This is a genomic window from Geotalea uraniireducens Rf4, from assembly GCF_000016745.1.
Classification (GTDB): domain Bacteria; phylum Desulfobacterota; class Desulfuromonadia; order Geobacterales; family Geobacteraceae; genus Geotalea; species Geotalea uraniireducens.
Map to the genome: position 1 here is coordinate 4,754,772 of NC_009483.1, position 25,291 is coordinate 4,780,062.

A 25,291-nucleotide genomic window follows, 5' to 3' on the forward strand; every position below is an offset into this window, starting at 1 on the left:
GCCCGATAAAAACTCTATCTGAGATAATCGAGCAGGGTGACCTGGGAAATTTTGGCTGACGCCGCAATGGCCGCCTGGTAGGCGGTCTGCTGTTTGGAAAGGTCGCTTATGACCTGCATGTAGTCCACGTCCTGGATGTTGGAAAGTATCTTGGTAAGGCTTAGCTTCGTGTTGTCGTTGACCTGGCTCGACCCGTCGAGGCGGTTCATCCTGGCCCCCACGTCGGAACGGGCAGCGAGGACCTGGCTCATGGCGCTGTCCAGGTTCGGCAGCTCCGCCTGGACCGCAGACGTGCTGCCGGCGTTGAGGGCGGTTACCAGGTTGTCAAAGATTTTGATGATGTCGGTCCCGCTGCTCCCCGCCGGCGTCCCGCCGTTGACCAGCTTGTCGCCGGCATAGTTGACCGGCAGGAAAGTTCCCCGCTCGATTTCGATATTTATGTCGTCATTTGTGCCGGTGAAGTTGCCGGCGGCATCGAAGGGGGGGGTGTCGTTCTTGAAGCCGCCGAAGATATACTTGCCGTTGAGCTGGGTATTGCCGAGGGTTATGATCTGTCCCTTCAACTGCTGCAGCTCGTTTACGGCGGCAGTCCTAGAGTCGGCGTTGTTGGTGTCGCTGGACATGGCAACGGCAAGCTCCTTGGCTCTGGAAAGTACGTCCCCCATCCCGGCCATGGCGGAATCGGCCATGGTGAGCAGAGAAGTTCCGTTGGTGATGTTCCGCGCATACTGTTCGCCGGCAGCGGTCAGCGACTTCAGATGGAGGATCTGCTGGGTATTTACCGGGTCATCCCCCGGCGCGCTTATTTTTGCGCCGGTGGATGATTGCTGCTGCAGTTGCTCCTGCCGTTCCCGTATCACCTGGAGGTTGTTCAGCACCAGGTTGGCCGTGGTATTCTGTGTCACGCGCATGAATTGCTCCTTAACCCGGAACACGGGAAACCCGTTTCCGCCCGATAAACTATTTTACGAGATTGATCACGGTATCCAGCATTTCACTGCCGACATTGATCAACTTTGCCGCCCCTTCGTAAGCCTTCTGGTACTTGATCAGGTTGGCGAGCTCTTCATCCAGCGAAACGCCTGAAGCCGACTCGCGCATGTTGTTGAGTTGCTTGAGTATCCCGTCGCTCTGGCTTTCCGCCCGTCCGGCGTTCTGCACATCGACGCCGACCTTGCCGACCAGTGAGTCGTAAAACCCTTCCAGTGTCACGTTTCCCGCGGACATGGCGAGGAACTTGTCGTAAACGCTCGCAATGCTCTGGGCGTTCTTGTTGTTGCCGGTTCCGTTGACCGTCGGGTCCGCATCGGCTGCTGCAACATCGCTGATCGCAGCGATGTTGACCCCTATCCCCCCCTGGCCGCTGTATCCGGCCACAGCCGCGGGGGGGGCGAAGAAATCGAGGCCGGTTGAGGCCGCGGTGAGGCCGTAGCCTGCCGAATGGAGCCCGTTCACTTCGCTGGCCAGCGTAGAGGCGAGCTCGTCCAGCTCGGAGAGATAATTGTTCACCATCGTATCACGCACCAGGAGTGCCCCCCCTATCTCTCCCTGGGTGTTGCCCGGACCGCCGATGAAGGCTGTTGCATTTACCGCTGGGCCGCCTCCCGGCGGCGTTAACAGGATATCGTAGAATCCGGAGTTTGCGGCGTTCGGTAGGAGCGAAAGTGCGGCGGCATCTTTTCCGACAACGAGCGATTGGCCGGAAGTGAGGCTGACATCGACCATGCCGTCGGGCTGCTCGACAAAACTGATCCCCACCTTCTGCGACAGTTGCCGGAGGAGGAGGTCCCGCTTGTCCCGCATCTCGTTCGCCGGGCCGCTCTGGACCTCGATCTGCTTGATCTGCAAGTTGAGCGTTGCAATCTGGTTCAATGTGTCGTTGATATCGGAGACCTGGCCTTCCAGCGACTTGTTCATGTCGCTTTTGACATCGTTCAGATTGGAGTTTATCCGGTGGAAGTTGTCGACAAGCTGTTGCCCCTGCGACAAAACCGCCTGCCGCTCCGGCGCCCCCTGGGGGTTTACGGTCAGGTCCTGCCAGGACTTGAAAAAGTTCTGGAGCGACACGCCGAGGCCATCCGTGGTAAATTCGTTGAACAGTTGCTGGACCCTTTGCAGCGCCGAGTTCGAGGTCTTTCCCTGACCGTATGTGGCGTTCTGCCCCATGATCTGCGTCTGGAGAAACCCGTCGTACGAGCGTTGCACGGCCGCCACCTTGACCCCGCTGCCGAGCGGGAAACCACGTTCGAGGGTGGTGGGCGCGGTCTCTAAAATTGTTGTCTGCCGGGAATAGCCGGTGGTGTTTACATTGGTGATGTTTTCACCGGTCACCTCCAGCGCCAGCTTCTGGGCATTGAGCGCCGTTCTTCCGGTTTCCAACAGGCTGTTGATACTCATCTCAGATCTCCTTGCAGATAATCCTGGCGTGCGGTGCCGCCCCCAGCATCTGTCCCGCCTTGCCGTAAGTGGTGCTGCGGCTGAACAGGTGACCGAAAAATTCCAGTGAACGGTTTACCGTGCGCAAAGCGCCATAGAGAAGCTCCCTGTTGAACGCCATCAGATGGTCAAGTGCGGCGCCCGTCTCCAGAAGCTTTCGTTGCAGCTCCATCAAAGTTTTCCTGTGCGGCAAAGCAACCTTCGGCAGCAGGGGGGAAAGGCCGGCCGCTTCCGGAAGGCCGAGTTCCGCGGCCAGTTGTTTCATCAGTTGCCGGCTGAGGTTACCGGATCTTTCCAAGCGGACGAAGAGCTCCCTTGTTTTCCCCATCTGCGTTTCGAGGTTCGCCGTATCCAATTTGACGATAAGGCGATGCTCTTCTTCGAGCAGCTTGAGGAGCTCGTCCATCATGCTTCCCTTTTCAGAAAGGGCCATTATGAGTTCAGGAATACTGTCCGCCATTGCCATCCTCCGTTTACTTCGTCATGCCGACAATACTCAGCATCTTTTCCGCAACAAGACCGGCATCCACCCCATATGTCCCGAGGCTGACCTGCTGTTTCAGGGAGGCAATTTTCTCGTCCCTGTACTCGGGCAGCTCGGCCGCCATCTTTTTCAGCCTTTCGATCCCGCCTTTGGGGGTGAATTTGTCCAATGGCCCGGCCTTTTGATCGCTCTCCTTCTGTCGGCCCGCCACACCGGCGTTCTCAAGGGTTTCAGCAGTACGTACATTTGCCCTGGACAGTAAAAACTTATTATCGACTTTCACTTCGTCACCTTTTCCCCGCTGTCGCCGGGGTCAGTAAACATTTTTTAAACCGCCATTTTCAGGTTCAACTTTTTTGTCCTGCCGTACCAGTTGCTTTTCGATCATCCGGGCCAACCCCACGCCGCCGCTGTCGACAACACCCTTTGCATATTCCTGATCCAGAAGAGACTGGTAAACTTCTTCACCATGCCCCCCCCCGGTCAGTTTGTCCTTGCCGACCGTTTCCCGCATGGACTTGAGCATCATGCCGACAAACATGACTTCAAACTCGCGGGCCACTTTTTTGGCAGCCGCCTTCTCCTTTTCGGCAGATTGCGGCTGAAACTTTAGCGATTGCCGTAATTTCACATCCTCAACAGGCATGGCCGTCACCGGCGTTGTGCTAACATCCATATAATTCCCCCACCGACCACCGACCACCGACCACCGACCACCGACCACCGACCACCGTCTGCCGTCTGCCGTCTGCCGTCTGCCGTCTGCCGACCGCCCTAAATGACCATCAATTCGGCATTCAGCGCACCCGCCGCCTTGATCGCCTGCATGATGCCGATCAGGTCGCGGGGGGTTACGCCCAGGGCATTGAGCGCCCGTACCACGTCGCCGATGTTCGCACCCTGCTGCAAAATCGCCAGGCTGCCCCGGTCCTCGGTTACCTTGATCGATGTACGCGGCACCACTTTTGTTTCGCCCGTGCTGCTAAACGGTGCGGGCTGGGAAACCCGCGGCGTTTCCTTGACGTAGAGGGTGAGGTTGCCGTGGGAAACCGCCACCGTGGAGATACGCACGTTCTCGCCGATGACTATCGTGCCGGTCCGTTCATTGAGGACCACCCTGGCCATGACATCCGGGGTCACCTCAAGCCGCTCCAGCGCCGCCACGAACTCCACCGTTTTTCCCTGATAGTCATCGGGAATGGCGAGTTGCACGGAACCGGGATCGGTCAGGGACGCCACCGTCATCTTGAATTTATTGTTGATGACCGCCGCCACCCGTGACGCTGTAGTGAAGTCCGGCTGGTGAAGATTCAGCCTCAGCTGGCTTCGACCAGCCAGTACATTGGGGAGCTCCCGCTCGACAAGGGCTCCGCCCGGCACCCGGCCGGCGGTCGGATGATTCTTCTGCACCGATGCCGCCTGGCCGCCATAGGAGAAAGAGTTGGTAAGCACCCCTCCCTGTGCCACCGCATAGATTTGGCTGTCGGCACCTTTCAACGGTGTCATCAGGAGCGTTCCGCCTGCCAGACTCTTGGAGTCTCCAACCGATGAAACGAGCACGTCGAGACTGTTCCCCTGCTTGGCAAACGGCGGAAGCGCCGCCGTCACCATCACGGCAGCCACGTTTTTGACGGTGATGTCGGCACGATTGATCGTTATCCCCATCCGTTCCAGGGTGTTCACCAGGGACTGGACCGGAAACTTGGTCTGGTCGCTGTCGCCGGTGCCGTTCAGGCCGACGACGAGCCCGTAACCGATGAGCTGGTTCTCCCGCACCCCGTCGAACGCGGCAATATCCTTGATGCGAACCGCCAGGGCAAACTGCGGGAGGGCCAGGAGCAGAAACGCAGCAAAAACTATTTTTCGAAAAATACTATTCATCACCCTTCACCCTTCACCCTTCACCCTTCACCCTTCCGACCACCGACCACCGACCACCGACCGCCTTCAAACCATCGACCGCCATTCAAAACGGCCAGATGGTGTCGAATAACCCCATCAGCCAGCCCGGTTTCTGCCTGTCGCTGATGATCCCCTTGCCGCTGTAGTTGATCCTCGCATCGGCGACATAGATTGAGTTGACCACGTTATCGGAACTTATGTCCCGGGGCCGGACCGTGCCGGTCAGGACAATGACCTGATCCTCATTGTTGACCTTGACGTTGCGCTTTCCTTCGATGAGGAGGTTGCCGTTGCCAAGCACATCAACCACCTTGGCGGTAATGGTTGCATTCAGGTTCTCTTGCCTGGTCGTTTTCCCGCTGCCGTCGAACTTTGAATCAAAACTGGCGCTGATCAGCTTATTCAGATCCATCCAGTTTTTTATCCCGGTCACGTTTGTCTCAAGCCCCAGCAGATTGGGAATACCGGCAGATATGCTGCTGCCGCGCGTAGTACCGGTGGTCGCCTGCTTGCTGGCGCTCGACTGCTCATTGATCACCACCGTTACGGTGTCACCGCGCTTGCGTGCCTTGAAATCATCGGCAAAACCGCTGGAGGAATCCTGCCAGATGGAGCCGTTGGCATAGTTCGGCCGCGACGGCTGCAACTGTTCGTCGAATGCCGGTGTCCTCACCTCGGCCGTCCGGATCGAACAGGCGGCGAGGAGCAGCAAGACGGGGAGCGACATCATTTTTATGCATGTTATGGTTTTCATATTCTTCGCCTAAAAATCCACCTTGACGGTTGTGGCATCGACCACGCGGGCGGCAACCTCCTTCTGTGAAGCGAGATTCTGCACCATGACCGTATCCCCTTCCGCCCCCGAGTTTCTTGCCCTGCCGGCGGCGGTTATACGCAGTGCGTCGTTCTCGACGACGATGGTAACCAGTTGACCGCTCTTGACCAATGAAATTTTCTCCAGGTAATCGGCCCGGATCGGGTTATTGCCCCGGATTGCCGTTCGCACCCTTTTTCCTACTGCCTCTTCTGCGGTGCGACAGGTCTTTCCCTGCATCTTCGCCAGGTCCCTCTTCTGCACAGCGATGTCACCGTTTCCGATGACCTCGCCCCGCTCCAGGGGACGCACCGCCACTACCACATCCGCCAGCGCTTCAACCTCGACCTTGACGGAAATGTTCCGTTCGACCCGGTCGTTGACCCTGACGATGAGTGCAAGGTTGGCATTTCCCCATCCTTCCCAACGGTCCGGGGCCACCACCTCATAACTGATCGTGCCGGCAGGAAGGGCCATGTCTCCGCTGTAGCCGATCTTTTTGACGCTGACATCCAACCCCAGGTTCTCGCTCTTTTGCCGGAGATGGTCGTCCAATACCCGACGGATGTCCGCCTCCTTCACCACTATCTGTCCCGCCGCGCCGGCGGAGGCGATGAATGCCAGCGCCAGCACCAGCAGCATTCCTGTCTGTAAAATACATTTCATCGGCTTCCCCGATCTTCACTCTTCGCTATCGTCTCAGGTTGTTGGCCGTCTGGAGCATCTCATCCGCTGCCTGCACAGCCTTGGAGTTTATCTCGTAGGCCCTCTGACCGACGATCATGTTGACCATTTCTTCCATGACGCTCACGTTGCTCATCTCCAGGAATCCCTGGCTGAGGGTGCCGATACCGTTTTGACCGGATGTGCCGGTTGTAGCGGCCCCCGAAGAATCTGTCGGCTGATAGAGATTATGTCCGAGGCTTGAGAGGCCTGCGGGATTGGAGAAGGTTGCTAGCTGGATGGTGCCGACGCTGGTCGGCGTGTTCTGCCCCGACTGCATCACGGATACGGTTCCGTCATTCCCCACGGTGATCTTGGTGGCGTTGTTCGGAATTATCACCTCGGGGAGGAGCGGATACCCGTCGGAGTTCACCATCCGCCCCTGGCTGTCTTTTTTGAAAGAACCGGCCCGGGAATAATTGGTGGAACCGTCCGGCATCTGGATCTGGAAGAACCCCTCCCCCTCGATGGCCAGGTCCATCTCGTTGCCGGTCTGGGTGATGTTGCCGGCGGTAAAGATCTTGCTGACCGCGGCAGCCTTGGAGCCAAGTCCCACCTGGATGCCGGTCGGTATCTGGGTGGCGTTTGTGGACGGAGCACCACTGGTCTTCAGGTTCTGGTACATGAGATCCTGGAAATCGGCACGGCTTTTCTTAAAGCCGGTTGTATTGACGTTGGCGAGATTGTTGGCTACCACATCGATGTTGAGTTGTTGAGCCTGCATACCTGATGCAGCAGTCCATAATGCCCTTATCATTTCTTACCCCCTTTAAGATCGTTCTATGTTCTATGTTCTACGTTCCAGGTTCAAAGTTCAAAGTTCAAAGTTCAAAGTTCGAAGTTCGAAGTTCGAAGTTCGAAGTTCGAAGTTCGAAGTTCAAAAGCTAAATCTTAGAACTTAGAACCGTCTACAGTTTTCCCAGCTCGTTGGCCGCCTTTGCCGCGACGTCGTCGTAACTCCGTATCACCTTCTGGCAGGAGTCGAAATATCGGCTCGTTTCTATCATCCGCGCCATTTCCGTGACGACATTGACATTCGAATCCTCAAGGAATCCCTGCTTTACCGACGCAGTGGTAACGGCTTGTGGCGCAACCTGGGGATCAGCCGGGATAAACAGGCCGTTGCCGATCTTCTCCAGCGCATACGGCTTGGGGAAATCAACGACCTCCAGGGTCCCCACGGATACGCCATCCACAAGAACCCCTCCCTTGCCGTTTATATCCACTCTGCCGCCGGTAATGGTGATCGGCCCGCGCCCCTGGACCTCATAACCGTCGCCCGTCACGAGCTTACCGGAGGCATCTCTCTGAAAACTCCCCTGCCTGGTATACGCCTTTCCCTGGGGGGTGTTCACCACGAAAAAACCATCGCCGTCCAGCGCCACATCCAACGTATTGCCGGTCTGCTTGAGCGGTCCCGCTGAATAGTTGGTGAAAAACTTCTCGCCGCTGAAAACCGGCAAATCCGTCAAGTTCCCCGCCGTCAGGGTCGGGTTTTTTGTATTGGCCAGCACGCTCTCGAACTGGAGGCGGTCGCCTTTAAAGCCGGGAGTGTTGGCGTTGGCCAGGTTGTTCGATATGACTTCCAGCCGCTGCATTGCCGCAAGGCTGCCGGAAAGCGCCGCATACAAACCGCTGTTCATAAGGGACTCCTCTTAACTGTTTCAGGTTTGATACTCAAGGCTTATGGAGCTTCATCCTGCCGCGCAGGCGGAGAAGCGCCTGACTGTGCAACTGTGAAATCCGGGATTCGGTCAGGCTCAATACGGAGCCGATCTCCTTCAGATTCAACTCTTCATAGTAATAGAGAGTTATGACGATGCGCTCCTTTTCCGGCAGACCGTCAATCGCCTCCGCCAGATTTTCAACCGTTTGCCGCGCTATGAGCTGATTCTGGGGGCTCTCGACACCCTTGTCCTCCAGTACGTCCAGAAGACCCAACGGGCTGCCGTCTTCATCCATCCAGGCATCATCGAGGCTCACAAAGGAGAGAAAATGGATCTCCTCGAGAAGGTGGAAATATCCCTCCAGCTCCAGCCCCATGGCGGCAGCGACCTCTTCGCTCGTGGGATTTCTGCCGAGGCGCTGCTCCAGGCATGAAAATTCCCGTTCGAGCCTTTTGAATTTGTCCCGGAGGGAGCGGGTAAGCCAGTCCTGTGAACGGAGCTCATCCATTATGGTCCCCCTGATCCGCTGCTCGGCAAACGTCTTGAACATAACCCCCCGCGAAGGATCAAAGCGCTCCGCCGCAGAGATCAGCCCGATGACGGCAGCGCTCCGCAGGTCGTCCCGGTCCAGATGGGGAGGAAGTGCCGACGCTATCCTGTCCACAAGGAATTTAACCAGGGGAAGATGGGAAACAACCAGTTCATCCCTGTCGGGAATCACGGCGCGCTGGGCCTCTTGTTCATAAGCCTTAAGAAGACAATTCATATACTCTCCAATCCTGCGGCGGTCGGGAAATTTTTCCGGGAGAAAAACTGAATGTTTCCCTTCAGTCTGTTTTCGCCGCCGCTTGCCATAATCTTCCGTGCCAGGGCAGTGAAGCAGCGTGATGCTTTTGCGTTGGGATAGAGCTGGCAGACCGGCTTCTGCTGCCTGACAGACTCCCCGACAAGGTCATCGCGCAACACGCACCCCATGTAATCCAAAGAAATATTGAGGAAGCGATCTGAGACATTGAAAAGCTTTTCAAAGACGTTGATCGCTTCTTTCTGGTCTCTGGCCATGTTGACCAGGACCTTGAAATGCCGTTCACCGTAACGGGTTGACAACAGCTTGATAAGGGCATAGACGTCCGTGATGGAGGTAGGTTCGGGGGAAACGACCACCAGGATTTCACGGGCAGCGACATTGAAATAGGTAACGTTTTCCGAGATGCCCGCTTCGGTATCGATAATGAAGACATCAAAATTCTCTTCCAGGCGATCCAGCTCATCCAGCAATCTAAGGCGCTCGGGTGTGCCGAGGCTTGTGTACTCCTGTACCCCCAGACCTGCGGGAACCACCTTGATGCCTCCCGGGGCGGTAATGATGATCTCATCGAGCCGCTTTTCTCCCGAAAGGACATGGTTCATGGTAAATTGTGGTCGCAGGCCGAGCAGTATGTCGATGTTGCCGATACCCAGGTCCGCATCGATCACCAGGACCTTTTTACCCATATTGGCCAGTGTCACGGCCAGATTGACCACCACGTTACTCTTGCCGACCCCCCCCTTGCCGCTGGTGACGGAAATCACACGAATATCGTTGCGCGAGTTTATCCTGCCCGCGTACAGGCCGGCATCACGTCGGGTCATGTTGACAGAACCGGCCAGCTGCCGCAGGGTATCAGCCTGGTCCCGGCATTTCGTCGAGGTCATCTTTCGCTCTCCCGCAGAACCAGGTTTGCCAATTTCCGCGCAGTCGCCACTTCGATATCCTCCGGCACCTTCTGGCCGGTGGTAAAATAAGAAAGGGGATATTTGTTGCGCACCTGCGCATTGACGATGCAGCCGTAGCTTTCGCTTTCGTCCAGCTTGGTGAACAAGAGCCGGGTAATGGGAAGGACACTGAAATTGGCCACGATGTCGTTCATTTCCCTGTCCCTGGTGGTGGCGGAAATGCAGAGGTAGGTTTCGATGGCGGGGTGCGATTCCAGGTAGACCTTCAATTCTTCCAGTTTCTCCCGATCCTTGGGACTTCTCCCGGCCGTGTCGATGAGAATCAGGTCCTTGTCCGCATGCTTTGCCAGGACAGTTTCCAGCTCCTTTGCCGTTGCCGCCACCTCCAGCGGCACATCCATAATTTTCGAATAGGTCTTGAGCTGCTCGATGGCCCCCACCCTGAAGTTGTCGGTGGTCACCATGGCTACCCGTGCACCCCTGTTGAGGGCATACATGGCGGCCAGCTTGGCGATGGTGGTGGTCTTGCCCACGCCGGTCGGGCCGACGATGGCCATGATCCGCGCCCCGTTCTTCTTCAGGCGAAGGGGACCGGAACATTTGATGACGTTGGCAAAGGCATCGACCAGCCGCTCCCTGAGCGCCTCGATCTCTTCGCCCAGCTCGGCCGCAGGCCTGATCAGCTCAAGGAGGGAATGAATCCCGTCTGCCCCCACCTCTTCCGAGCGAAGTTCCTTTGCAAGCAACTCCAGCGCCTCCTCAGACAGGTCAAAATCATCTGACAGATTTTTGACAGAAGTTTCCGGAGCGTTCACTTCGGGAAAGGCGACCGGTTTGGATGCTTTCTGCTCACGGGCGGCAACCGCGTTCAACAGCAGCTTCTTGATCTCCTCCATCTCCTCCTTGGCAAAGGTTCTGGGAGTGGACTCCTTCTCCGGTTGAAACGTCCTCACCTCTTCTGCCGGCTTTTCCATCCGGAAAACAGGGGGGGCACTTTTCTCCGCATCCTTCCTGGCAAGCGTCTCGACCCGTTCCTTCAGTTCCCTCAGTTCCCGGGCCAGGGGAGCCAGCATGGAGTTCTGAAACTCCTCCTTCGTGCTGAGTTCCCGCTCTGCCCTCTCCCGGTACGGGTTCGGGCGTGACGGCGCCTTCTGCTCCAAAGCCGCAGTCACCGCAAAGTAAGGCTTGGAAAAGAGCCCCATGATGCCTTTGCGCCGTTCCTTTTTTGAAGAAAGGATCATGGCGTCCAAACCCATTTCGGCCTTAACCATCTTCAAGGCCTCCGACATATCAGCCGCTTGAAATGTTTTAACTAGCATTGAGACTTACCACCCCTATAGATTGGATTTTTATACTGGGAGGAATCTCGTTGTGGGAAATAACAGCGAGATTCGGCATAAAGCGTTCGGTAAGCTTTTTCATATGGCGCCTGACACCGGGCGAAGCGATAAGCACCGGCGCGGTCCCCGTCTGGTCAAATTTCTCGGCAGACTTGCGGATGCCCAGAATGATGCTCTGGGCCGTATTCGGCTCAATGGCAAGATAGCTCCCCTGTTCGGACATCTGCACTGCATCGGCTATGGTCTCCTCCACTTCGCGATCGAGTGTAAGAATGCACAAGGTATCGTCTTCCCGCTTGTACTGCTCGACGATGTAGCGCCCCAGGCTCTGGCGGACAAATTCCGTAAGCGTTTCCGGGTCCTTGGTGACCCCGCCGTAATCGGCAAGGGTTTCAAGGATCGAACGGAGGTCGCGGATCGAGACATTTTCCTTGAGGAGATTCTTGACCACCCGGAGGACCGTTCCGAGACTGAGCAGGGAGGGCACCAATTCCTCCACCACTTTGGGGAGGGTCGATGAGAGGCTGTCCAGTAGCTGCTGGAGCTCCTGGCGGCCGACCAGTTCATGGGCATGCTTCTTGATGATTTCGCTGATATGGGTAGCCAGGATGGTGGTGTTGTCCACCACCGTGTAACCGAATAACTGCGCCCGCTCCCTGTCTTGCCCCTTGATCCAGATCGCGGGGAGGCCGAATACGGGCTCCGTGGTCCGTGACCCGTCCAGGGCGCCGGTAGCGTTCCCCGCATCCATCGCCAGGTACTGCCCGTTCAACTCGCCCCCGCTCACCTTGGCCCCGTTGATGAGGATGTTGTATTCATACGGTTTCAACTGCAGATTGTCGTGGATGTGAATGGGGGGGACGATGAAGCCCATCCGCTGGGCATATTGCTTGCGAATCGATCTGATCCGGTCGAGGAGCTCCCCGTTCTGCGACGCGTCCACCATCGGCACCAGACCGTAACCGACCTCCAGCTCCAGCATGTCGAGAGGCCTGATGGAAGTACTCTGGTCACCCTCTTCCGCCTCCTGGGCAACGACGCCTGCGGCCTCATCCTCAAGCACTTCCTTTTTCTCCCGCGCCATGCGCCCCAATAGAAACGACACTCCCGAAAGGAGGAAAAAGGCGAAATGGGGCAGGCCGGGAATGAGGGCAAAGGCGAACAGTACGCCGGAAGCGACGTAAAATGCTTTCGGATAATTGAGCAACTGGCCGGATATTTCATGGCCGAAATTCTTCTCGTCGGCTGAACGGGTAACGATGATGCCCGCGGCCGTGGAGATGATAAGCGCCGGAATCTGCGCCACCAGCCCCTCGCCGACGGTCAAAAGGGTATAGTTGCTCAGGGCGGCGGAAAGCTCCATCCCCTGCTGCCAGACGCCGATGACGAAGCCGCCGACGATATTGACGAGCATGATGAGAATGCCGGCAACCGCATCCCCCCTGACGAACTTGCTCGCGCCGTCCATGGAGCCGTAAAAATCCGCTTCGCGGGAAACCTTCGTCCGGCGGGCCTTCGCCTCTTTGTCGTTGATGAGGCCGCTCGAAAGATCGGCGTCAATGGCCATCTGTTTGCCGGGCATTGCATCAAGGGTGAATCGGGCGGCAACCTCCGCCACCCGCCCGGCGCCCTTGGTGATGACGACGAAATTGATGATGACGAGGATGAGAAAGATGACCGCTCCGACCACATAATTGCCCCCCACCACAAACAGGCCGAACGCCTTGATGACCGCCCCGGCCGCTTCTGCCCCCTCGCTGCCGTGCAAAAGGATGAGGCGGGTGGAGGCGATATTGAGCGCCAGGCGAAACAGCGTCGTGATCAGGAGTATGGAAGGAAAAACCGAGAAATCGAGGGCCTGGATGGTATAGAGGCTGACCAGCAGTATGACCAGGGAGATGGTGATATTCGCAGCGAGAAAGATATCGAGGAAAAAAGCCGGCAGGGGGATGATCATCAGGGCAAGAATGCCGATTAATGCCACCGCCATGTAAATGTCGGAATTATTCCTGAACGGTTGAACATCGATAACTTCCGCTGCCGGATTGGCCATACAAACTTTTCCTTCGTAAAATCAACGGGTTTAAAACTTCATGCATCTTTGTGCAACCGGTGTGCCAGCGACCTCTCTTTAAGCTATGAAGCGGCGAAAATCCGCGTTGGGTACAAGGAAAGATTTTTTCAGGAGTAAATCTGCGATTTTTAAGGGGATACATAATGGTATAATCAAGAAGCTGACGACGGCATTTTGAATAGGGACGGGTCAACATTTTGACCGCATCAGCCAAGTTGGCAGAACAGTTCACAACGTGTCTTTTTTTGTTGATAAAATAGCCGCAAAACTATATCTTTCTAGAGTTTTACTACATTATCGGGATGAAGGATCTATGCGCTTACTTATCCAGTTACTGTTCCTGATCATCGCAGCGCTTCTTACGGCATGCACCAGCATGGTTCCGCGCGAACATCTCCCCTATCCGCTGACCAACGATGAGTTCGGCAAGACGGTCAAGGTGGTTACCGTTCCTTTGCCGGTTATCGCCTCCAGTCCCAACGAAGGGATTATCTACGGCGGACTTGCCGCCTTCCTCCTGCACAACAGCAAGGACGAGGTCAGCACCCTCCTGGCGCCCCAGGTGAACTACAATCAGAACTTCGGCATCACCTCGTCCCTCTTCGGCTCATTCTATCCTTCACCCGACCGGAACTGGGAGTTCAACCTGTCGAAATCGACCAAGGTCAACGAGGACTATGAGTTGAGGATCCGCGACAAATCGTTTCTGGACAAGAATCTGGAGCTGAACGCCTTTCTTTTCTCCTTTACCGATGGTTCAGCGCGCTTCTTCGGCTTCCAGTCCACCAGCAGCAAGTCCAATGAAACGAACTACGCCGACCTGGAAAACGGATTCAGTGTTTCTGCCGGCTACCCCCTCTACCGCCGTATCCAGCTGGTCATCGGCGAGCGCTACAAAAAGGTCGATATCAAGGAGGGGGCCGTCACCAGCGTCCCCTTCATCCGCAGCCGGTTCGACACCACATCCGTCCCCGGCATCGACGGATTTACCGCCCATGCGCAAAAACTCGCCCTCGTCTATTCCTCCCTCGACTCCCCGACCCTCCCGACCTGGGGGGGGTATGCCAAGGTTTCCGTGGAAGCCAGCCTCAAGGCCTTCGGCAGCAGCGCCGATTACCGGCATTACGAGGTCGAGGCAAAGGCATATTATCCGCTGGCGAACTCCAGATTCATCAGCGTCGCCCGCATCGCCTACAACCAGACCCTCGGCAATGACGTGCCGTTCCTGGAAAGGAGTATCCTCGGAGGGGAAACAACCCTGAGAGGTTACGGCCGCAACCGCTTCATCGACAGCAGCTATCTGCTCTTGAACCTTGAGGAGAGGATACGGCTGTTCCGCTGGGAAGTATTCAACGTCAGGGCGGACTGGGAGATCGCCCCGTTCGTGGACCTGGGATCGGTGATGGAATATCTGAACAAAGCCAGCTCCAAGAGCTTCGAGTTCAATCCCGGCCTCGGCTTCAGGGCGGTGGTGCGGCCGAACATCGTCGGCAGGGTGGATATCGGTATCGGCAAGGAAGGACCGTCGGTGTTCGTCGGGCTGGGGTATCCGTTTTAAGGTACGAGGATAAAGGAACGAGGTCCGAGGGTTATCCTTTATCCTTTGGCCTCGTTCCTTTTTCCTCGATCCTTTTTCCTCGATCCTTTTTCCTCGATCCTTTTTCCTCGTTCCTTTTTCCTCGCGCCTTTATCCTCGTCGTGCGTCCATCCTTTTTTCCCTTCATTGATCAGGCAGCAATCACCACAATCACACAATCGCTTTAATGAAGAGTGTTTCCGGTGGCCATCTCGGTCAAATTCTGCTATGAATGGCCACATCGTCAACCTATAAACCCGTGGAAACAATGACCAATCTTCAAGAAACCGAAACCGTTGAGCTGAAGAAATCCACCTCCGAGCTGAAGGAGGGGGTGATCTCCATTGTGGCTATGTTGAACAAGCACCAGCGGGGAGAAGTCTGGTTCGGCATCAGGAACGACGGCGCAGTAGTCGGTCAGCAGGTTTCCGAAAAGACGCTCCGCGACATCTCCAAGGCGATTGCCGACCACGTTGAGCCGAAAATCTATCCCGTTATCGAGCAGTCTGCGGTCGGTTCCAGGCAGTGCATCAGGGTGCAGGTCGAAGGCAAGGAGTATCCTTATTATGCCTATGGCCGGGCGTACATCCGGGTCGGAGACGAAGACCGGCAGCTGAGCGCCAAGGAGCTTGAAAACCTGATCCTGGGGAAAAACCGTGACCGGCTCCGCTGGGATACGGAGGTCTGCGACAAGGCAACCATTGACGATATCGGGCCGGGCAAGCTGAAGTCATTCCTGAAGCTATGCGGGCTCAAGTTCGATACCATCCCCAATTCCCTCGAAAAGCTGAATCTCATCAAGGCCGGCAGGCTCCTGAATGCCGCTGTGCTCTGTTTTGCCCGCAAGCCGGAGAAGTTCTTTCCCAACGCCAGGCTGCGTTGTGCCGTGTTCGGGACACTTGACACCACAGTTACCATTGGCATGAAAGACTATTATGGCGATGTCTTTGCCCTGATCAACAAGGCTGAGGAATACATCCTTGAGCATATCAACATCGGCATGCGGCTGGAGGGGATGCTGCGGGTGGATGTTCCCGAAATCGACCCTGAAGCGTTTCGTGAAGGGATTATCAATGCCTTCTGTCACCGGGACTATCGGGAGTATGATTCTGTCAACATTGCCATCTTCAAGGATCGGGTGGAGATCAGAAGCCCCGGCCTGCTTTATGGCGGGCTTACCATCGACACTATCAGAAAGAAGATGGTATCTGCCCGGCGTAATGAGCTGTTGGCGGAGCTGTTCCAGCGCAGTCATCGCATCGAAAAATGGGGCCGAGGCATCAAGATGATCCTGGAGCGGGAACCGGCTACAGAGTTCGAAGAAGTGGGAACGGTGCAGTTTGTTGCTACGTTCAAAAGAAAGAATGTGGAGGCTTTTCCGTCCATCAGTGTCGGTGAAACTACCCAGAAAACTACCCAGAAAACTACCCAGAAAATTCTTGAACTGATTGTCAGCAATCCAAGAATCAGCCGTATCGAACTGGCAGCAGAAATCGGAATTACTGCGGATGGCGTAAAGTATCAGTTGGACAAATTAAGGAAGCAAGGGATTCTAAAACGTATCGGGCCTGATAAGGGCGGGTATTGGGAGATCGTGAAAGAGTGATGGTGCCCCTGTCTCCGTTTCCCGAATTTGACGGAAACGATGCAAAAGTGCTGATTGGGATGGATGGGGAGTGAGGGGGAGTGATGGATGCATGTTCTGCCGAAATGGAAAACGGTGATATCCATTCACGGCTGTTTTGGCACCGTACTTCATTTACAAATCTGTTGTCGCGTAAAATAGAGGTCTGATAGATGATTCAAAAAGAGTTAGAAGTCATTTTAAGCCGATACACTCAGGCCCGCATGGGAGAACCATTTAACGGCGAGCATGAAATATTTTCAAATTTTGAAGCAATACGAGAGGCGTTAGCGCAATCAGAAGCAGTTCAAAGTCGGCCACATCTCCGTGTGAAATACAGCGCAGGACAAGGTAATTGGGCAAGAGTGCCATGGATTGCATTTCTTGATTCAAGAGAAACAACAACAACCCAAAAGGGAGTTTATTGCGTTTATCTATTTCGACAAGATATGTCTGGTGTTTATATTACCTTTAATCAGGGTGTTACAGAGCTGATTAGGCAAAATGGAAGACCACGAGCTCATCAGGAATTACAAAAACGTGCTGAAGCAATACATCAATATTGCTCAGGTCTTCCTTCCAAAGGTTTTTCGCTTATAAAAGGAATAGACCTTCGAGCAGATGCTGGCTTAGGTGCTGACTATGAGTACTCAACTATTGCTTATAAATTTTACGAGGCCGGCAATATGGCTCCTCGACGAATTGAGTGGGTAGCCTGGGCCGGGTTGATGTAAGATAGGCCACCATCACTCAGCCTGGAGGTTAGTAATCGCTATGAATCCTGAAGATCTTTTTGGTGCTGCTCTTGGAATTGCCATCCCGTGGAAGGTTACCTCTGTTGACTTCAACAAGAAGTCAAGTCGTTTGGACATAACCATCGACTTCCAGCGGGGAGCCACCTTTCCCTGTCCGGTCTGCGGAACGTTGTCACCAGTCCATGACACCACGGAGAAAGAGTGGCGGCATCTGAATTTCTTCCAGTACGAAGCCTACCTTCATGCGCGTGTTCCACGGGTAAAGTGCCCTAACAGCGACTGCGGCGTGAAGTTGGTCCAGGTACCCTGGGCTCGCGCAGGCTCAGGATTTACGCTGCTGTTTGAGGCCCTGGCCATGACCATGGCTCGTGATTTGCCGGTGAAGGTCATGAGCAGGCTGTTTGCCGTTACCGATACCCGTCTATGGCGGTTGATTCAATCCTATGTCGAGAAGGCAAGGGCCGCAGAAGACTTCTCCGAGGTGAAGAGGGTCGGTGCGGATGAAACCTTTGCCGGGCGCAGTCATGACGAGAAATTCGTCACCTTCTTCTTCGACCTCGACATGCATAAGCTCTTGTTCGGCACGACGGGAAAGGACAACGAAACAGTCAAGAGCTTCGTCGCGGACCTTAAGTCACATGGCGGCGATCCTGATAGCATCACAGACGCTGCTATTGACATGTCCAAGGCATTCATAAAGGGTGTCAAAGAGCAGTTGCCCCATGCCGTGGTCACCTTCGATAAATTCCACGTCATCAAGCTTATGAACGATAAGCTTAGTAAGATAAGGGCTCAAGAAGCCAGGTTATTTCCTGAAATCCTGAAAAAGAGCAGAAACCTGTTCCTCAAAAATCCAGAGAACCTGACACCGGAAGAGGAACAGCGCCTGGATGCCATTATCACCAGTCAAAGCTTAAGGAGTACGGAAGCTTACATGCACAAGCTGAACCTTCAGAACGTCTATTTTGCTTCAAGCCGAACGGAGGCAGAAACCCTGTTGACCAAATGGCATCGGAAAGCCGCCGCAAGCTCAATCCAACTCATCAAGAACATGGCCGAATCTGTAAAAGAGCATTGGGATGGCATTCTGGCACATTTTGAAAGCGGCCTGACTAGCGGCTTCATTGAGGGCATCAACAGCCTAATTCAATCAGCCAAAACTCGGGCACGAGGCTATCGGAATCCTGACAACTTGATCTGCATGGCTTATCTGGTTGCAGGCAAGCTCAACCTAAAGTCGCTATTCCCTCTACCCACTTGATTCGTTGCAGAGCCGGCAATATTCCTATAGATACAATGATTGTAAGCGATTTGGAGGCTACACTAATGGCCTATGATAACTATTTGACAAAAAAGTCTACAATCCCTTTACCACTGCCCAAACCCGTTGAAAATTGCATCCAAACTTTTCTTCCCAAACCATTCCTCCTTCTCGCCGGCATCTCCGGCACCGGCAAAACCCGCTTTGTCCGTGAACAGGCCGACGCATCCGCATCGGTAGAACGTTACGGCATCGAAAAAGGCAACAACTACTGCCTTGTGCCGGTACGCCCCGACTGGCACGAACCGTCCGATCTGCTTGGCTATATCTCCCGCATCGGCGAAGGCGGCGCCCGCTATGTGGTTACGGACCTGCTCTGCTTTATTGTCAAAGCTTGGAAGCATGCGGCTTCATCCGCATCCACTGCCGGTATCGAATATAAGGATTTAAACAGCATCTGCCCCTTCTGGCTCTGTCTTGATGAGATGAACCTCGCCCCGGTTGAACAGTATTTCGCCGATTATCTATCCATACTTGAGACCCGCAAATGGGCGGACGGAACATACTCTTGCGATCCGCTTCTCAAGCCCGCCGTCATCAATCAGCAGCTGAACAAAACCGGCAGTGATGACCTGTGGGACAAACTCAATATAGGGGGTGATGAGCCGCTGAATGCTGGTCTGCGGGATTATTTTTCTGCTGTCGGTATCCCGCTTCCGCCCAACCTGATTGTGGCAGGAACCGTCAATATGGATGAGACCACCCACGGTTTTTCCCGCAAGGTGATCGATCGCGCCCTGACCATAGACTTCGGCGAATTTTTCCCCAATGATTATGAGCAGTATTATGAAGCTGACAAAAATAAGACCGTCAGGACGTTTGATTTCCCACGCCTGTCCGGTGTGCATCGTGAGAGTGATCTTTCTTCGGTACCTGCCGATCCGGACGGACGGAAAACCATCGAATTTCTTAAGTCAGTCAACGTAGTGCTTCAGGATACCCCCTTTCAACTTGCTTTCCGGGCCCTGAACGAGGCGCTGCTGTCGGTCGTCTGCTTTTGTCCTGCCGATGATACGCAGCTGCAGGCGGTCTGGGACGACTTTTTGATGATGAAGGTACTACCGAGGATCGAAGGGGATCAGGAGAAGCTGGCCTGCGATGGCGATAAAAGTCTTCTTACGGGCCTTGCCGTCTGCCTGAAAGAACTTCTTACGGAAATATGGGAGACAGCCAGGCCTGACTTGCTGTGCGAACCACTCGTCAATGGTGTTATCCTGCTGAATCCATGCAGGTCGAAAAGAAAACTCGACTGGATGCAGAAACGTCTTCTCGATAACAACTTTACCACCTTCTGGCCGTAGACCGGATATGCCGATGCCAGTGATAAGAACAACACTATCCCTTACAGTGTCGTCACATGCCTGATGTTCTCAGGATAGATACCGGTTACTGGGTGCTGTCTGTCTGGACGAAAGACATTCAGACGCCGCATGACCGTCTTAAATCCACCCTGAAGGTCCGTGGCAGGGATCTGCCGTCTGTTCCGGTGCGGTTTTCACCACCCCTTACGGTTTCCGCCGTCCAACCCGTTGCAGGGATAATTCTGTCTGAACAGCCGGTCACAGAGCTTATCTTCCCAAGCCCCGTTTTCTTCGAGAACCGTGCCTACGACTTCGAGTTCCAGTTTTCTCCGGACAGTGCCCGTACCTCGGAACCGAAAATCATTCACTGGCTCAAATCTGTCGAGGACGGCTTCAGATTCTCACGCGACTGTCTGAGGGGGAGTATCAACTTCGGCAACGATGTGGGCTGGTTTCGTCTGGGATTGATATTCGATAACGGTCGGCGGGAGATTGAGCAGTTTCTTTCCTTTGAGGTGCTGCCGACCAAAATGGATATGGCCGGCGACTTCGATCGGATCCACAGGGAGATCGACAGTACTTATCCTCTATGGCGCTTTTCGTTTGCCCAGAAGACCGAGCATGAACTGGCAACATCACGAAAACCGCACGAGCGTTTCCCGCTGCTCTGGCTGGCACTGTTCAGGAGCCTGCGGAGCGGGCTTGAAAATGCGGTGAAGCTGATCTGCCGGTCGCCGCATTCACGGCTGCTGCCGCTTGAGCGCTTCCAGAGACCCGACTGTCTCAAGGGGAGGCTGACACCGCGACTGGAGGAACAGGTGACGGAGCAGTGCCGCAATGGCGAACTGCATCGCCGGCACCGCATTGAAACCCGCCGGCTGTCGGTCGATACCCCTGAAAACCGCTTTGTGAAAATGGTGATGACCCGCTGCATCCGGGAACTGTCGGTTTTCAGCCGCAGAGCCCGCCTGAATAACGCCGTGCCTGACAGGGAAAGGCTTAGCAATGCTTTTTTTGCCGAACTGGACGGCTGGCAGAAACCTTTGGAACAGCGCCTGGCGGAGCCGCTGTTCCGTGAAGTCGGGAGTTACAATGGCATGGCACAGGAATCACTGGTGCTTCATCACCGTGCCGGTTATGCAAAGGTCTATCGTATCTGGCAGGAACTGAAGCTGTATCTCGACCTTTTCGGCCGCCAGGCGTCAATCTCCATGAAATCGGTGGCAGAGCTTTACGAAGTCTGGTGCCTGCTGGAAATCCGGCGGATGCTGATGGCACTCGGCTTCACAGAGGTTGAAACCCGCAAGGCCGCCTTGAGAACAAAGGGGCTGGAGAAGGATCTGGCTGACGGTATGGGTACCGCTTTCCGCTTCACGCGACGGGATGGATTGGAGATCCGTCTGGCCCATGAACCGCCGTTTTCCGTAACCAGGAATCCGGACGCCAGGGGTATCTATTCCTGGACCACACCACAGAAACCCGACATTCTGCTTGAGGCCGCCCTTCCTGACGGCAGCCGGATCAACTGGATTTTTGATGCCAAGTACCGGATAGACGCAGAAGACGGCAAAGATGATCTGATTCCTGATGATGCGATCAATCAGATGCACCGTTACCGTGATGCGCTGATACATCTTAAAAAGGCAGATGATGGAGTTACCGAAAAGAGCCGCCCGGTTGTCGGCGCTTTTGTGCTCTATCCTGGATGGTTTGATGAGGAAACCGGCAAAAATCCTTACACCGCGGCCGTTGAGGCAGTCGGTATCGGCGGTTTTCCGCTGCTCCCCGGGCGGGATAATCTCTGGCTCCGTGCGTTTCTGAAAGAGAAATTCGGTGATCTGTCCCGTGAAGAGTCGAAAGACAGAGTAATGGAAGCTGATGAACACCTGCTGCATGAATCGGTGCGGATCGCTCCGACAGGGCTGAGTCTGAGCCGTTACAGTGACCTGACGCTTGTTGCATCATTGGGTGCGGTTTCCAAAAGAGATAAACAGTATGTTGACTGCTTTATGGCCGGCACTGCCGGTTGGTATCACATACCGGTTAGCACGACTGACAAGAGAATCTCAAGAACAGTCATGCGTGAACTCCGCTGCTGCGCCGTTGCTGTTCATCCGGCCGGCGCTGGCGAACGGCGGATTGAATATCTGTATGATGTTGTCTCGGTTAAACTGGTGAATCGGTGCGAACTGGGGGTTGAACAGGCAGGCACTGTCGATCCGGATAATCGGAATGAATACTGGCTGCTCCAGCTTGGGACATCCCGAACTCTGCCGCATCCTGTCAGTACCGGTAGCATCCGCAGTTTCCGTTTCCGCCTGACCGCCGCCGCAGATCTGCTAGGAGCAAAAAGCTGGAGTGACCTGCCGGACAGGTATGCGTCGGTTATGAAAAAAAGTGACAACGCGGAATGATGAAACAGCATCCTCGACCAGCAGGTAAAGGCGATAACCCCACCTGTCCTCCCCTTAACTTAAGGGGAGGGACGCACGGATGCAGTTTGAGTGGTGGTTTTACTCCCCCGCTTAAGCTAAGAGGGGGCAGGGGGGAGTTATGCCGAGGGCAGGGGGGAGTTATGTCAGGGGTGAGTCATGAAGAGGCATTATGAAATTTTTACGGAATGACCCGTCATTAAAGGAGCGCCGCAGAGAATTGCGGCGCAATCAGACCGAAGCTGAAAAGATCTTCTGGGCGCATGTGCGTAACGGACAGTTTCATGGATTGAAGTTTTTCCGACAATACAGCGTCGGCCCCTATATATTGGACTTTTACAGCCCGTTTAACAAATTGGCGGTTGAACTGGATGGTGGCCAACACAATCAGGCCGAGATCAGAGAGTATGACGCAGCCCGTTCAGAATATCTGAATGCCCACGGGATTGAGGTTTTGCGGTTCTGGAATCATGATGTATTGCTTGATGTGCAAAGCGTTCTTTCGAGAGTAGAGGAAAAACTAACCCCTCCTGTCCTCCCCTTAACCTAAGGGGAGGGACGCACGGATGCAGTATGGGTGGTGATTTTACTCCCCCGCTTAAGCTAAGAGGGGGCAGGGGGGAGTTATGAAAACAGGAATGCAGATGGCACAGTTAGGTGAATAAAAGGGTACTTGCCTGCCAGGCCTCACCCCGCCAGCGACCTGACCTCTTCACACACCATCTGCGCCTATTGATGATGCTTCAAATCGAGGGGAAACGAGGGTCGGGGGGAATAACTTCAAAGTAAAGGTTTCACCCCGCTCCCCTGATAACTCCCCCGCCGCTCCAGCTCTGAATCGATGGTGTTCAGCACCTCGAATTTCTTCAACGACCAGAGGGGGGCAAGAAGATGGTCCCGGTTGCCGTCGCCGGTCAGGCGCTGGACGATGATCTTTGGGTCGAGCCGCTCCAGATAGTCGCAGACCACCCCCACGTATTCGTCACGCTCCATCACTTTTACCCTACCATGCAGATAGTCATCGGCGAGCTTTGTATCGCGCATCACGTGGAGGAGGTGGATCTTCACCCCGTCCACGCCCAGTGCGTTGAGGATGTCGGCGCCGGCCAGCATCTCCTCGCGACTCTCGCCGGGGAGACCGAGGATGACATGGGCGCTGACCCTTATATGCCTGTCCTTGCACTCCTTTACCGCACGGGTAAAGGAGGAGAAATCGTGTCCCCGGCCGATCAGGCTTAAGGTGCGGTCGAGGTGGGACTGCAACCCGAGCTCCAGCCAGAAATAGGTCCGTTGCGCGTATTCGGCGAGGAGGTCGAGCGTCTCCGCCGGGAGGCAGTCGGGGCGCGTGCCGACGATCAGCCCGACCACGTCTTCAACGGCCAGGGCCTCGTCGTAAATGGCGCGCAGCCGTTCCGCAGGGGCATAGGTGTTGGAGTAGGGCTGGAAATAGGCGAGGAATTTTTTCGCCTTGTATTTCCGCACCATCACCTCTTTGCCGTGTTCAAGCTGTTCGGCTACGGAGGCCCCGCGGACAATGCCGAACGAGCCGGAACCGGCGCCGCCGCAGTAGATGCAGCCGGCGCTCCCCACCGTCCCGTCCCGGTTCGGGCAGCTGAAGCCTGCGTCGACGGAAATTCTGTGGACCCGGCAACCGAATACCCGCTTCAGCTCTTCGGAAAATATCCTGTAACGCTTCACTTGACCACCACGAATGTTTTCCGCTCCTTGTCCCACACGTACCCCTTGCCGCTCCAGATGGCCTCGATGGATTTCCAGTCGAGCCCGAGACCTTTCAGCTCTTCCGTCAGGTAGTAAGCGGGCATGATCTCATTGTCGTCGATACGGCCGTCGCCGTTGGCATCCGCCCAGTGGAAGGCGCCAACCGTCACAGCGGCGATACCGCCGATCGGCTCGGTACGGTTGATGCCGCCGGTATTAACGATGATCTTCCCGCTGAAGAGCGCCTTCCGGTTGACAGGCGCCGTTTCCGGGATCTGCACGGTATAGGAAACGGAGACCGGCCCGTTGCCGCCCGGAATGAGCCATTTTACCTCGGCTGCGGCAGGTTCCCCCGACGAGGCCGCCGGAACCGCTTTGACGAGCCGCCAGCCGGCGGGAAGCTGCTCCTTGATGATGAACCCCCTGCTGCCGCTATCCCTCCGCGTCACCTTGATCTGCACGGGAACGATCTCGCCGGGTGCTGCGTAATGGGGAAGCCACCTGACCGCCGTTGGGGTTGCCGCCAGTTGCCGGATGAATAAATAAATCGTCAGCCCGGCGGCCATCAGGACAACTGCTGCCGCAATGACCAGCCGGCGTTTCGTTGGCGTAAACGAAGGGGTGGGCTCTTCCTCCATTACGGCAGGCCCCTGGCGGAGGATCTCTTCCAGCTCCACGTCCAGGGCCGTTGCCAGCTTTTCCGCGTTCTCGCGCTTGATGGTCGGGTAACGATTGTTTTCCCAGCGGGAAATGGTATCGGTCGTCACGCCGACAACGCTCGCCACATAGAGTTGGGTGAGCTTCTTTGCCTCCCGGATGCTTTTTATCGTTGTCCCGTCAATGGCGACACCGGGTAGTGGCGATTTTTCAGTTTTTTCCGCTGGATTGTCCATAGATTTATTCTAGCAGCTTATTTACTGATTTCGTTGATCTTTTTACTTTTTCATCCATGTCAATCTCCGCCTTCTGGACCCGACATCGGGTGGAATTGCTATAGATGTCGATAGCCTGGGTGCCGATCGTATGGTATTTTTTAACACACGTGGTTAAAATTCAACCCCAAAAGGAGTCCGTACATGAAAAAAATCATCGCAGCAGTGGCACTCACCATCTTCGCCGCCGGGACGGCATTGGCCGCCGACACCATCACCCTGCCGGCCAAAAACGGCAACGTCACCTTCAACCACAAGATGCACCAGGATACGCTGAAAGATTGCAAGATCTGCCACGAAAAGGGACCGGGCAAGATCGAAGGGTTCGGCAAAGAGTTAGCCCACAAGACCTGCAAAGGCTGCCATGAAGAGAAGAAGGCAGGCCCGACCAAGTGCGGTGAGTGCCACAAGAAGTAACAGCCGTCCCGGCGTTCAGCGTGCTGCGTAATTCAACGTAGCACGTGGCACGCAGCAC

The 25,291-nt window shown here is 55.3% G+C and carries 24 protein-coding genes; 8 read left to right on the forward strand and 16 right to left on the reverse strand.

Annotated elements, in window-relative coordinates:
- Positions 1-14 precede the first annotated feature (14 nt).
- The 14 genes from flgL to flhA form a co-directional block, all read right to left on the reverse strand.
- A complete protein-coding gene (gene flgL, locus GURA_RS20840; RefSeq protein WP_011940877.1) occupies positions 15-911 on the reverse strand; it encodes a flagellar hook-associated protein FlgL in 897 nt (298 codons plus the stop codon).
- 49 nt (positions 912-960) lie between these two features.
- Positions 961-2,397, reverse strand: a complete 1,437-nt coding sequence (gene flgK, locus GURA_RS20845; RefSeq protein WP_011940878.1) for a flagellar hook-associated protein FlgK — start codon at positions 2,395-2,397, stop codon at positions 961-963.
- A 1-nt stretch (position 2,398) separates the two neighbouring features.
- Positions 2,399-2,896 carry a flagellar protein FlgN gene (locus tag GURA_RS20850; protein WP_011940879.1) on the reverse strand — a complete coding sequence of 166 codons (498 nt, stop codon included), beginning with the start codon at positions 2,894-2,896 and terminating at the stop codon, positions 2,399-2,401.
- Between the two features lie 13 nt (positions 2,897-2,909).
- Positions 2,910-3,203, reverse strand: a complete 294-nt coding sequence (locus tag GURA_RS20855; protein ID WP_011940880.1) for a flagellar biosynthesis anti-sigma factor FlgM — start codon at positions 3,201-3,203, stop codon at positions 2,910-2,912.
- 30 nt (positions 3,204-3,233) lie between these two features.
- Positions 3,234-3,596, reverse strand: coding sequence for a rod-binding protein (locus tag GURA_RS20860; protein WP_011940881.1), 363 nt, complete (start codon positions 3,594-3,596; stop codon positions 3,234-3,236).
- Positions 3,597-3,694: 98 nt separating this feature from the next.
- Entirely contained in the window at positions 3,695-4,801 is a 1,107-nt protein-coding gene (locus GURA_RS20865) for a flagellar basal body P-ring protein FlgI (RefSeq protein ID WP_011940882.1), read from the reverse strand.
- Positions 4,802-4,886: 85 nt separating this feature from the next.
- Positions 4,887-5,576 (reverse strand): flagellar basal body L-ring protein FlgH, encoded by a 690-nt coding sequence (locus GURA_RS20870; RefSeq protein ID WP_011940883.1) that lies wholly within the window; start codon positions 5,574-5,576, stop codon positions 4,887-4,889.
- A gap of 9 nt (positions 5,577-5,585) precedes the next feature.
- Positions 5,586-6,302, reverse strand: a complete 717-nt coding sequence (gene flgA / locus GURA_RS20875) for a flagellar basal body P-ring formation chaperone FlgA (RefSeq protein WP_011940884.1) — start codon at positions 6,300-6,302, stop codon at positions 5,586-5,588.
- Positions 6,303-6,327: 25 nt separating this feature from the next.
- Positions 6,328-7,116, reverse strand: a complete 789-nt coding sequence (gene flgG, locus GURA_RS20880) for a flagellar basal-body rod protein FlgG (protein ID WP_011940885.1) — start codon at positions 7,114-7,116, stop codon at positions 6,328-6,330.
- 151 nt (positions 7,117-7,267) lie between these two features.
- A complete protein-coding gene (gene flgF, locus GURA_RS20885; RefSeq protein ID WP_011940886.1) occupies positions 7,268-8,002 on the reverse strand; it encodes a flagellar basal-body rod protein FlgF in 735 nt (244 codons plus the stop codon).
- Between the two features lie 34 nt (positions 8,003-8,036).
- The gene (locus tag GURA_RS20890) at positions 8,037-8,792 is read right to left on the reverse strand and encodes a FliA/WhiG family RNA polymerase sigma factor (protein WP_011940887.1); all 756 of its coding nucleotides are present in this window, start codon (positions 8,790-8,792) and stop codon (positions 8,037-8,039) included.
- Positions 8,789-9,721 carry a MinD/ParA family protein gene (locus GURA_RS20895; RefSeq protein ID WP_011940888.1) on the reverse strand — a complete coding sequence of 311 codons (933 nt, stop codon included), beginning with the start codon at positions 9,719-9,721 and terminating at the stop codon, positions 8,789-8,791. Before GURA_RS20895 ends, GURA_RS20890 begins: the two co-directional genes overlap by 4 nt.
- On the reverse strand, positions 9,718-11,061 hold the full coding sequence (gene flhF, locus GURA_RS20900; RefSeq protein ID WP_011940889.1) for a flagellar biosynthesis protein FlhF: 1,344 nt from the start codon (positions 11,059-11,061) through the stop codon (positions 9,718-9,720). Before flhF ends, GURA_RS20895 begins: the two co-directional genes overlap by 4 nt.
- Positions 11,051-13,135 (reverse strand): flagellar biosynthesis protein FlhA, encoded by a 2,085-nt coding sequence (gene flhA / locus GURA_RS20905; RefSeq protein WP_011940890.1) that lies wholly within the window; start codon positions 13,133-13,135, stop codon positions 11,051-11,053. The genes flhF and flhA overlap by 11 nt, the downstream gene beginning before the upstream one ends.
- 334 nt (positions 13,136-13,469) lie before the next feature.
- Here flhA and GURA_RS20910 point away from each other — a divergent pair, with 334 nt between their 5' ends.
- From GURA_RS20910 to GURA_RS20935, 7 genes are all read left to right on the forward strand, one after another.
- Positions 13,470-14,714 carry a BamA/TamA family outer membrane protein gene (locus GURA_RS20910; protein WP_011940891.1) on the forward strand — a complete coding sequence of 415 codons (1,245 nt, stop codon included), beginning with the start codon at positions 13,470-13,472 and terminating at the stop codon, positions 14,712-14,714.
- A gap of 286 nt (positions 14,715-15,000) precedes the next feature.
- Positions 15,001-16,338, forward strand: coding sequence for an ATP-binding protein (locus tag GURA_RS20915; RefSeq protein WP_041245595.1), 1,338 nt, complete (start codon positions 15,001-15,003; stop codon positions 16,336-16,338).
- Positions 16,339-16,529: 191 nt separating this feature from the next.
- On the forward strand, positions 16,530-17,090 hold the full coding sequence (locus tag GURA_RS23790) for an MrcB family domain-containing protein (protein WP_011940893.1): 561 nt from the start codon (positions 16,530-16,532) through the stop codon (positions 17,088-17,090).
- Positions 17,091-17,130: 40 nt separating this feature from the next.
- A complete protein-coding gene (locus GURA_RS20920; RefSeq protein ID WP_011937052.1) occupies positions 17,131-18,372 on the forward strand; it encodes an ISL3-like element ISGur7 family transposase in 1,242 nt (413 codons plus the stop codon).
- A gap of 65 nt (positions 18,373-18,437) precedes the next feature.
- Complete coding sequence (locus tag GURA_RS20925; protein WP_198134501.1) at positions 18,438-19,733, forward strand: McrB family protein; 1,296 nt, start codon at positions 18,438-18,440, stop codon at positions 19,731-19,733.
- A 56-nt stretch (positions 19,734-19,789) separates the two neighbouring features.
- Entirely contained in the window at positions 19,790-22,147 is a 2,358-nt protein-coding gene (locus tag GURA_RS20930) for a restriction endonuclease-like protein (protein WP_011940895.1), read from the forward strand.
- 190 nt (positions 22,148-22,337) lie between these two features.
- Entirely contained in the window at positions 22,338-22,715 is a 378-nt protein-coding gene (locus GURA_RS20935) for an endonuclease domain-containing protein (RefSeq protein ID WP_011940896.1), read from the forward strand.
- A 230-nt stretch (positions 22,716-22,945) separates the two neighbouring features.
- Here the strand turns inward: GURA_RS20935 and GURA_RS20940 are convergent, their stop codons facing one another.
- Both GURA_RS20940 and GURA_RS20945 read right to left on the reverse strand, forming a co-directional pair.
- A complete protein-coding gene (locus GURA_RS20940; RefSeq protein ID WP_011940897.1) occupies positions 22,946-23,863 on the reverse strand; it encodes a TIGR01212 family radical SAM protein in 918 nt (305 codons plus the stop codon).
- The gene (locus tag GURA_RS20945) at positions 23,860-24,777 is read right to left on the reverse strand and encodes a helix-turn-helix domain-containing protein (RefSeq protein WP_011940898.1); all 918 of its coding nucleotides are present in this window, start codon (positions 24,775-24,777) and stop codon (positions 23,860-23,862) included. The genes GURA_RS20940 and GURA_RS20945 overlap by 4 nt, the downstream gene beginning before the upstream one ends.
- Positions 24,778-24,960: 183 nt before the next feature.
- Between GURA_RS20945 and GURA_RS20950 the strand changes: the two genes are divergently transcribed.
- Positions 24,961-25,233, forward strand: coding sequence for a cytochrome c7 (locus GURA_RS20950; protein ID WP_011940899.1), 273 nt, complete (start codon positions 24,961-24,963; stop codon positions 25,231-25,233).
- The last annotated feature ends 58 nt before the right edge of the window (positions 25,234-25,291 follow it).

Coding starts and splice junctions, on each gene's coding strand:
- flgK (WP_011940878.1), bottom strand. CDS start 2,397: ATGAGTATCAACAGCCTGTTGGAAACCGGAAGAACGGCGCTCAATGCC.
- GURA_RS20935 (WP_011940896.1), top strand. CDS start 22,338: ATGAAATTTTTACGGAATGACCCGTCATTAAAGGAGCGCCGCAGAGAA.
- flhA (WP_011940890.1), bottom strand. CDS start 13,135: ATGGCCAATCCGGCAGCGGAAGTTATCGATGTTCAACCGTTCAGGAAT.
- GURA_RS20920 (WP_011937052.1), top strand. CDS start 17,131: ATGAATCCTGAAGATCTTTTTGGTGCTGCTCTTGGAATTGCCATCCCG.
- GURA_RS23790 (WP_011940893.1), top strand. CDS start 16,530: ATGATTCAAAAAGAGTTAGAAGTCATTTTAAGCCGATACACTCAGGCC.
- GURA_RS20910 (WP_011940891.1), top strand. CDS start 13,470: ATGCGCTTACTTATCCAGTTACTGTTCCTGATCATCGCAGCGCTTCTT.
- GURA_RS20860 (WP_011940881.1), bottom strand. CDS start 3,596: ATGGATGTTAGCACAACGCCGGTGACGGCCATGCCTGTTGAGGATGTG.
- flgF (WP_011940886.1), bottom strand. CDS start 8,002: ATGAACAGCGGTTTGTATGCGGCGCTTTCCGGCAGCCTTGCGGCAATG.
- flgL (WP_011940877.1), bottom strand. CDS start 911: ATGCGCGTGACACAGAATACCACGGCCAACCTGGTGCTGAACAACCTC.
- GURA_RS20850 (WP_011940879.1), bottom strand. CDS start 2,896: ATGGCGGACAGTATTCCTGAACTCATAATGGCCCTTTCTGAAAAGGGA.
- flhF (WP_011940889.1), bottom strand. CDS start 11,061: ATGCTAGTTAAAACATTTCAAGCGGCTGATATGTCGGAGGCCTTGAAG.
- GURA_RS20890 (WP_011940887.1), bottom strand. CDS start 8,792: ATGAATTGTCTTCTTAAGGCTTATGAACAAGAGGCCCAGCGCGCCGTG.
- flgA (WP_011940884.1), bottom strand. CDS start 6,302: ATGAAATGTATTTTACAGACAGGAATGCTGCTGGTGCTGGCGCTGGCA.
- GURA_RS20915 (WP_041245595.1), top strand. CDS start 15,001: ATGACCAATCTTCAAGAAACCGAAACCGTTGAGCTGAAGAAATCCACC.
- GURA_RS20925 (WP_198134501.1), top strand. CDS start 18,438: ATGGCCTATGATAACTATTTGACAAAAAAGTCTACAATCCCTTTACCA.
- GURA_RS20870 (WP_011940883.1), bottom strand. CDS start 5,576: ATGAAAACCATAACATGCATAAAAATGATGTCGCTCCCCGTCTTGCTG.
- flgG (WP_011940885.1), bottom strand. CDS start 7,116: ATGATAAGGGCATTATGGACTGCTGCATCAGGTATGCAGGCTCAACAA.
- GURA_RS20895 (WP_011940888.1), bottom strand. CDS start 9,721: ATGACCTCGACGAAATGCCGGGACCAGGCTGATACCCTGCGGCAGCTG.
- GURA_RS20930 (WP_011940895.1), top strand. CDS start 19,790: ATGCCTGATGTTCTCAGGATAGATACCGGTTACTGGGTGCTGTCTGTC.
- GURA_RS20865 (WP_011940882.1), bottom strand. CDS start 4,801: ATGAATAGTATTTTTCGAAAAATAGTTTTTGCTGCGTTTCTGCTCCTG.
- GURA_RS20945 (WP_011940898.1), bottom strand. CDS start 24,777: ATGGACAATCCAGCGGAAAAAACTGAAAAATCGCCACTACCCGGTGTC.
- GURA_RS20950 (WP_011940899.1), top strand. CDS start 24,961: ATGAAAAAAATCATCGCAGCAGTGGCACTCACCATCTTCGCCGCCGGG.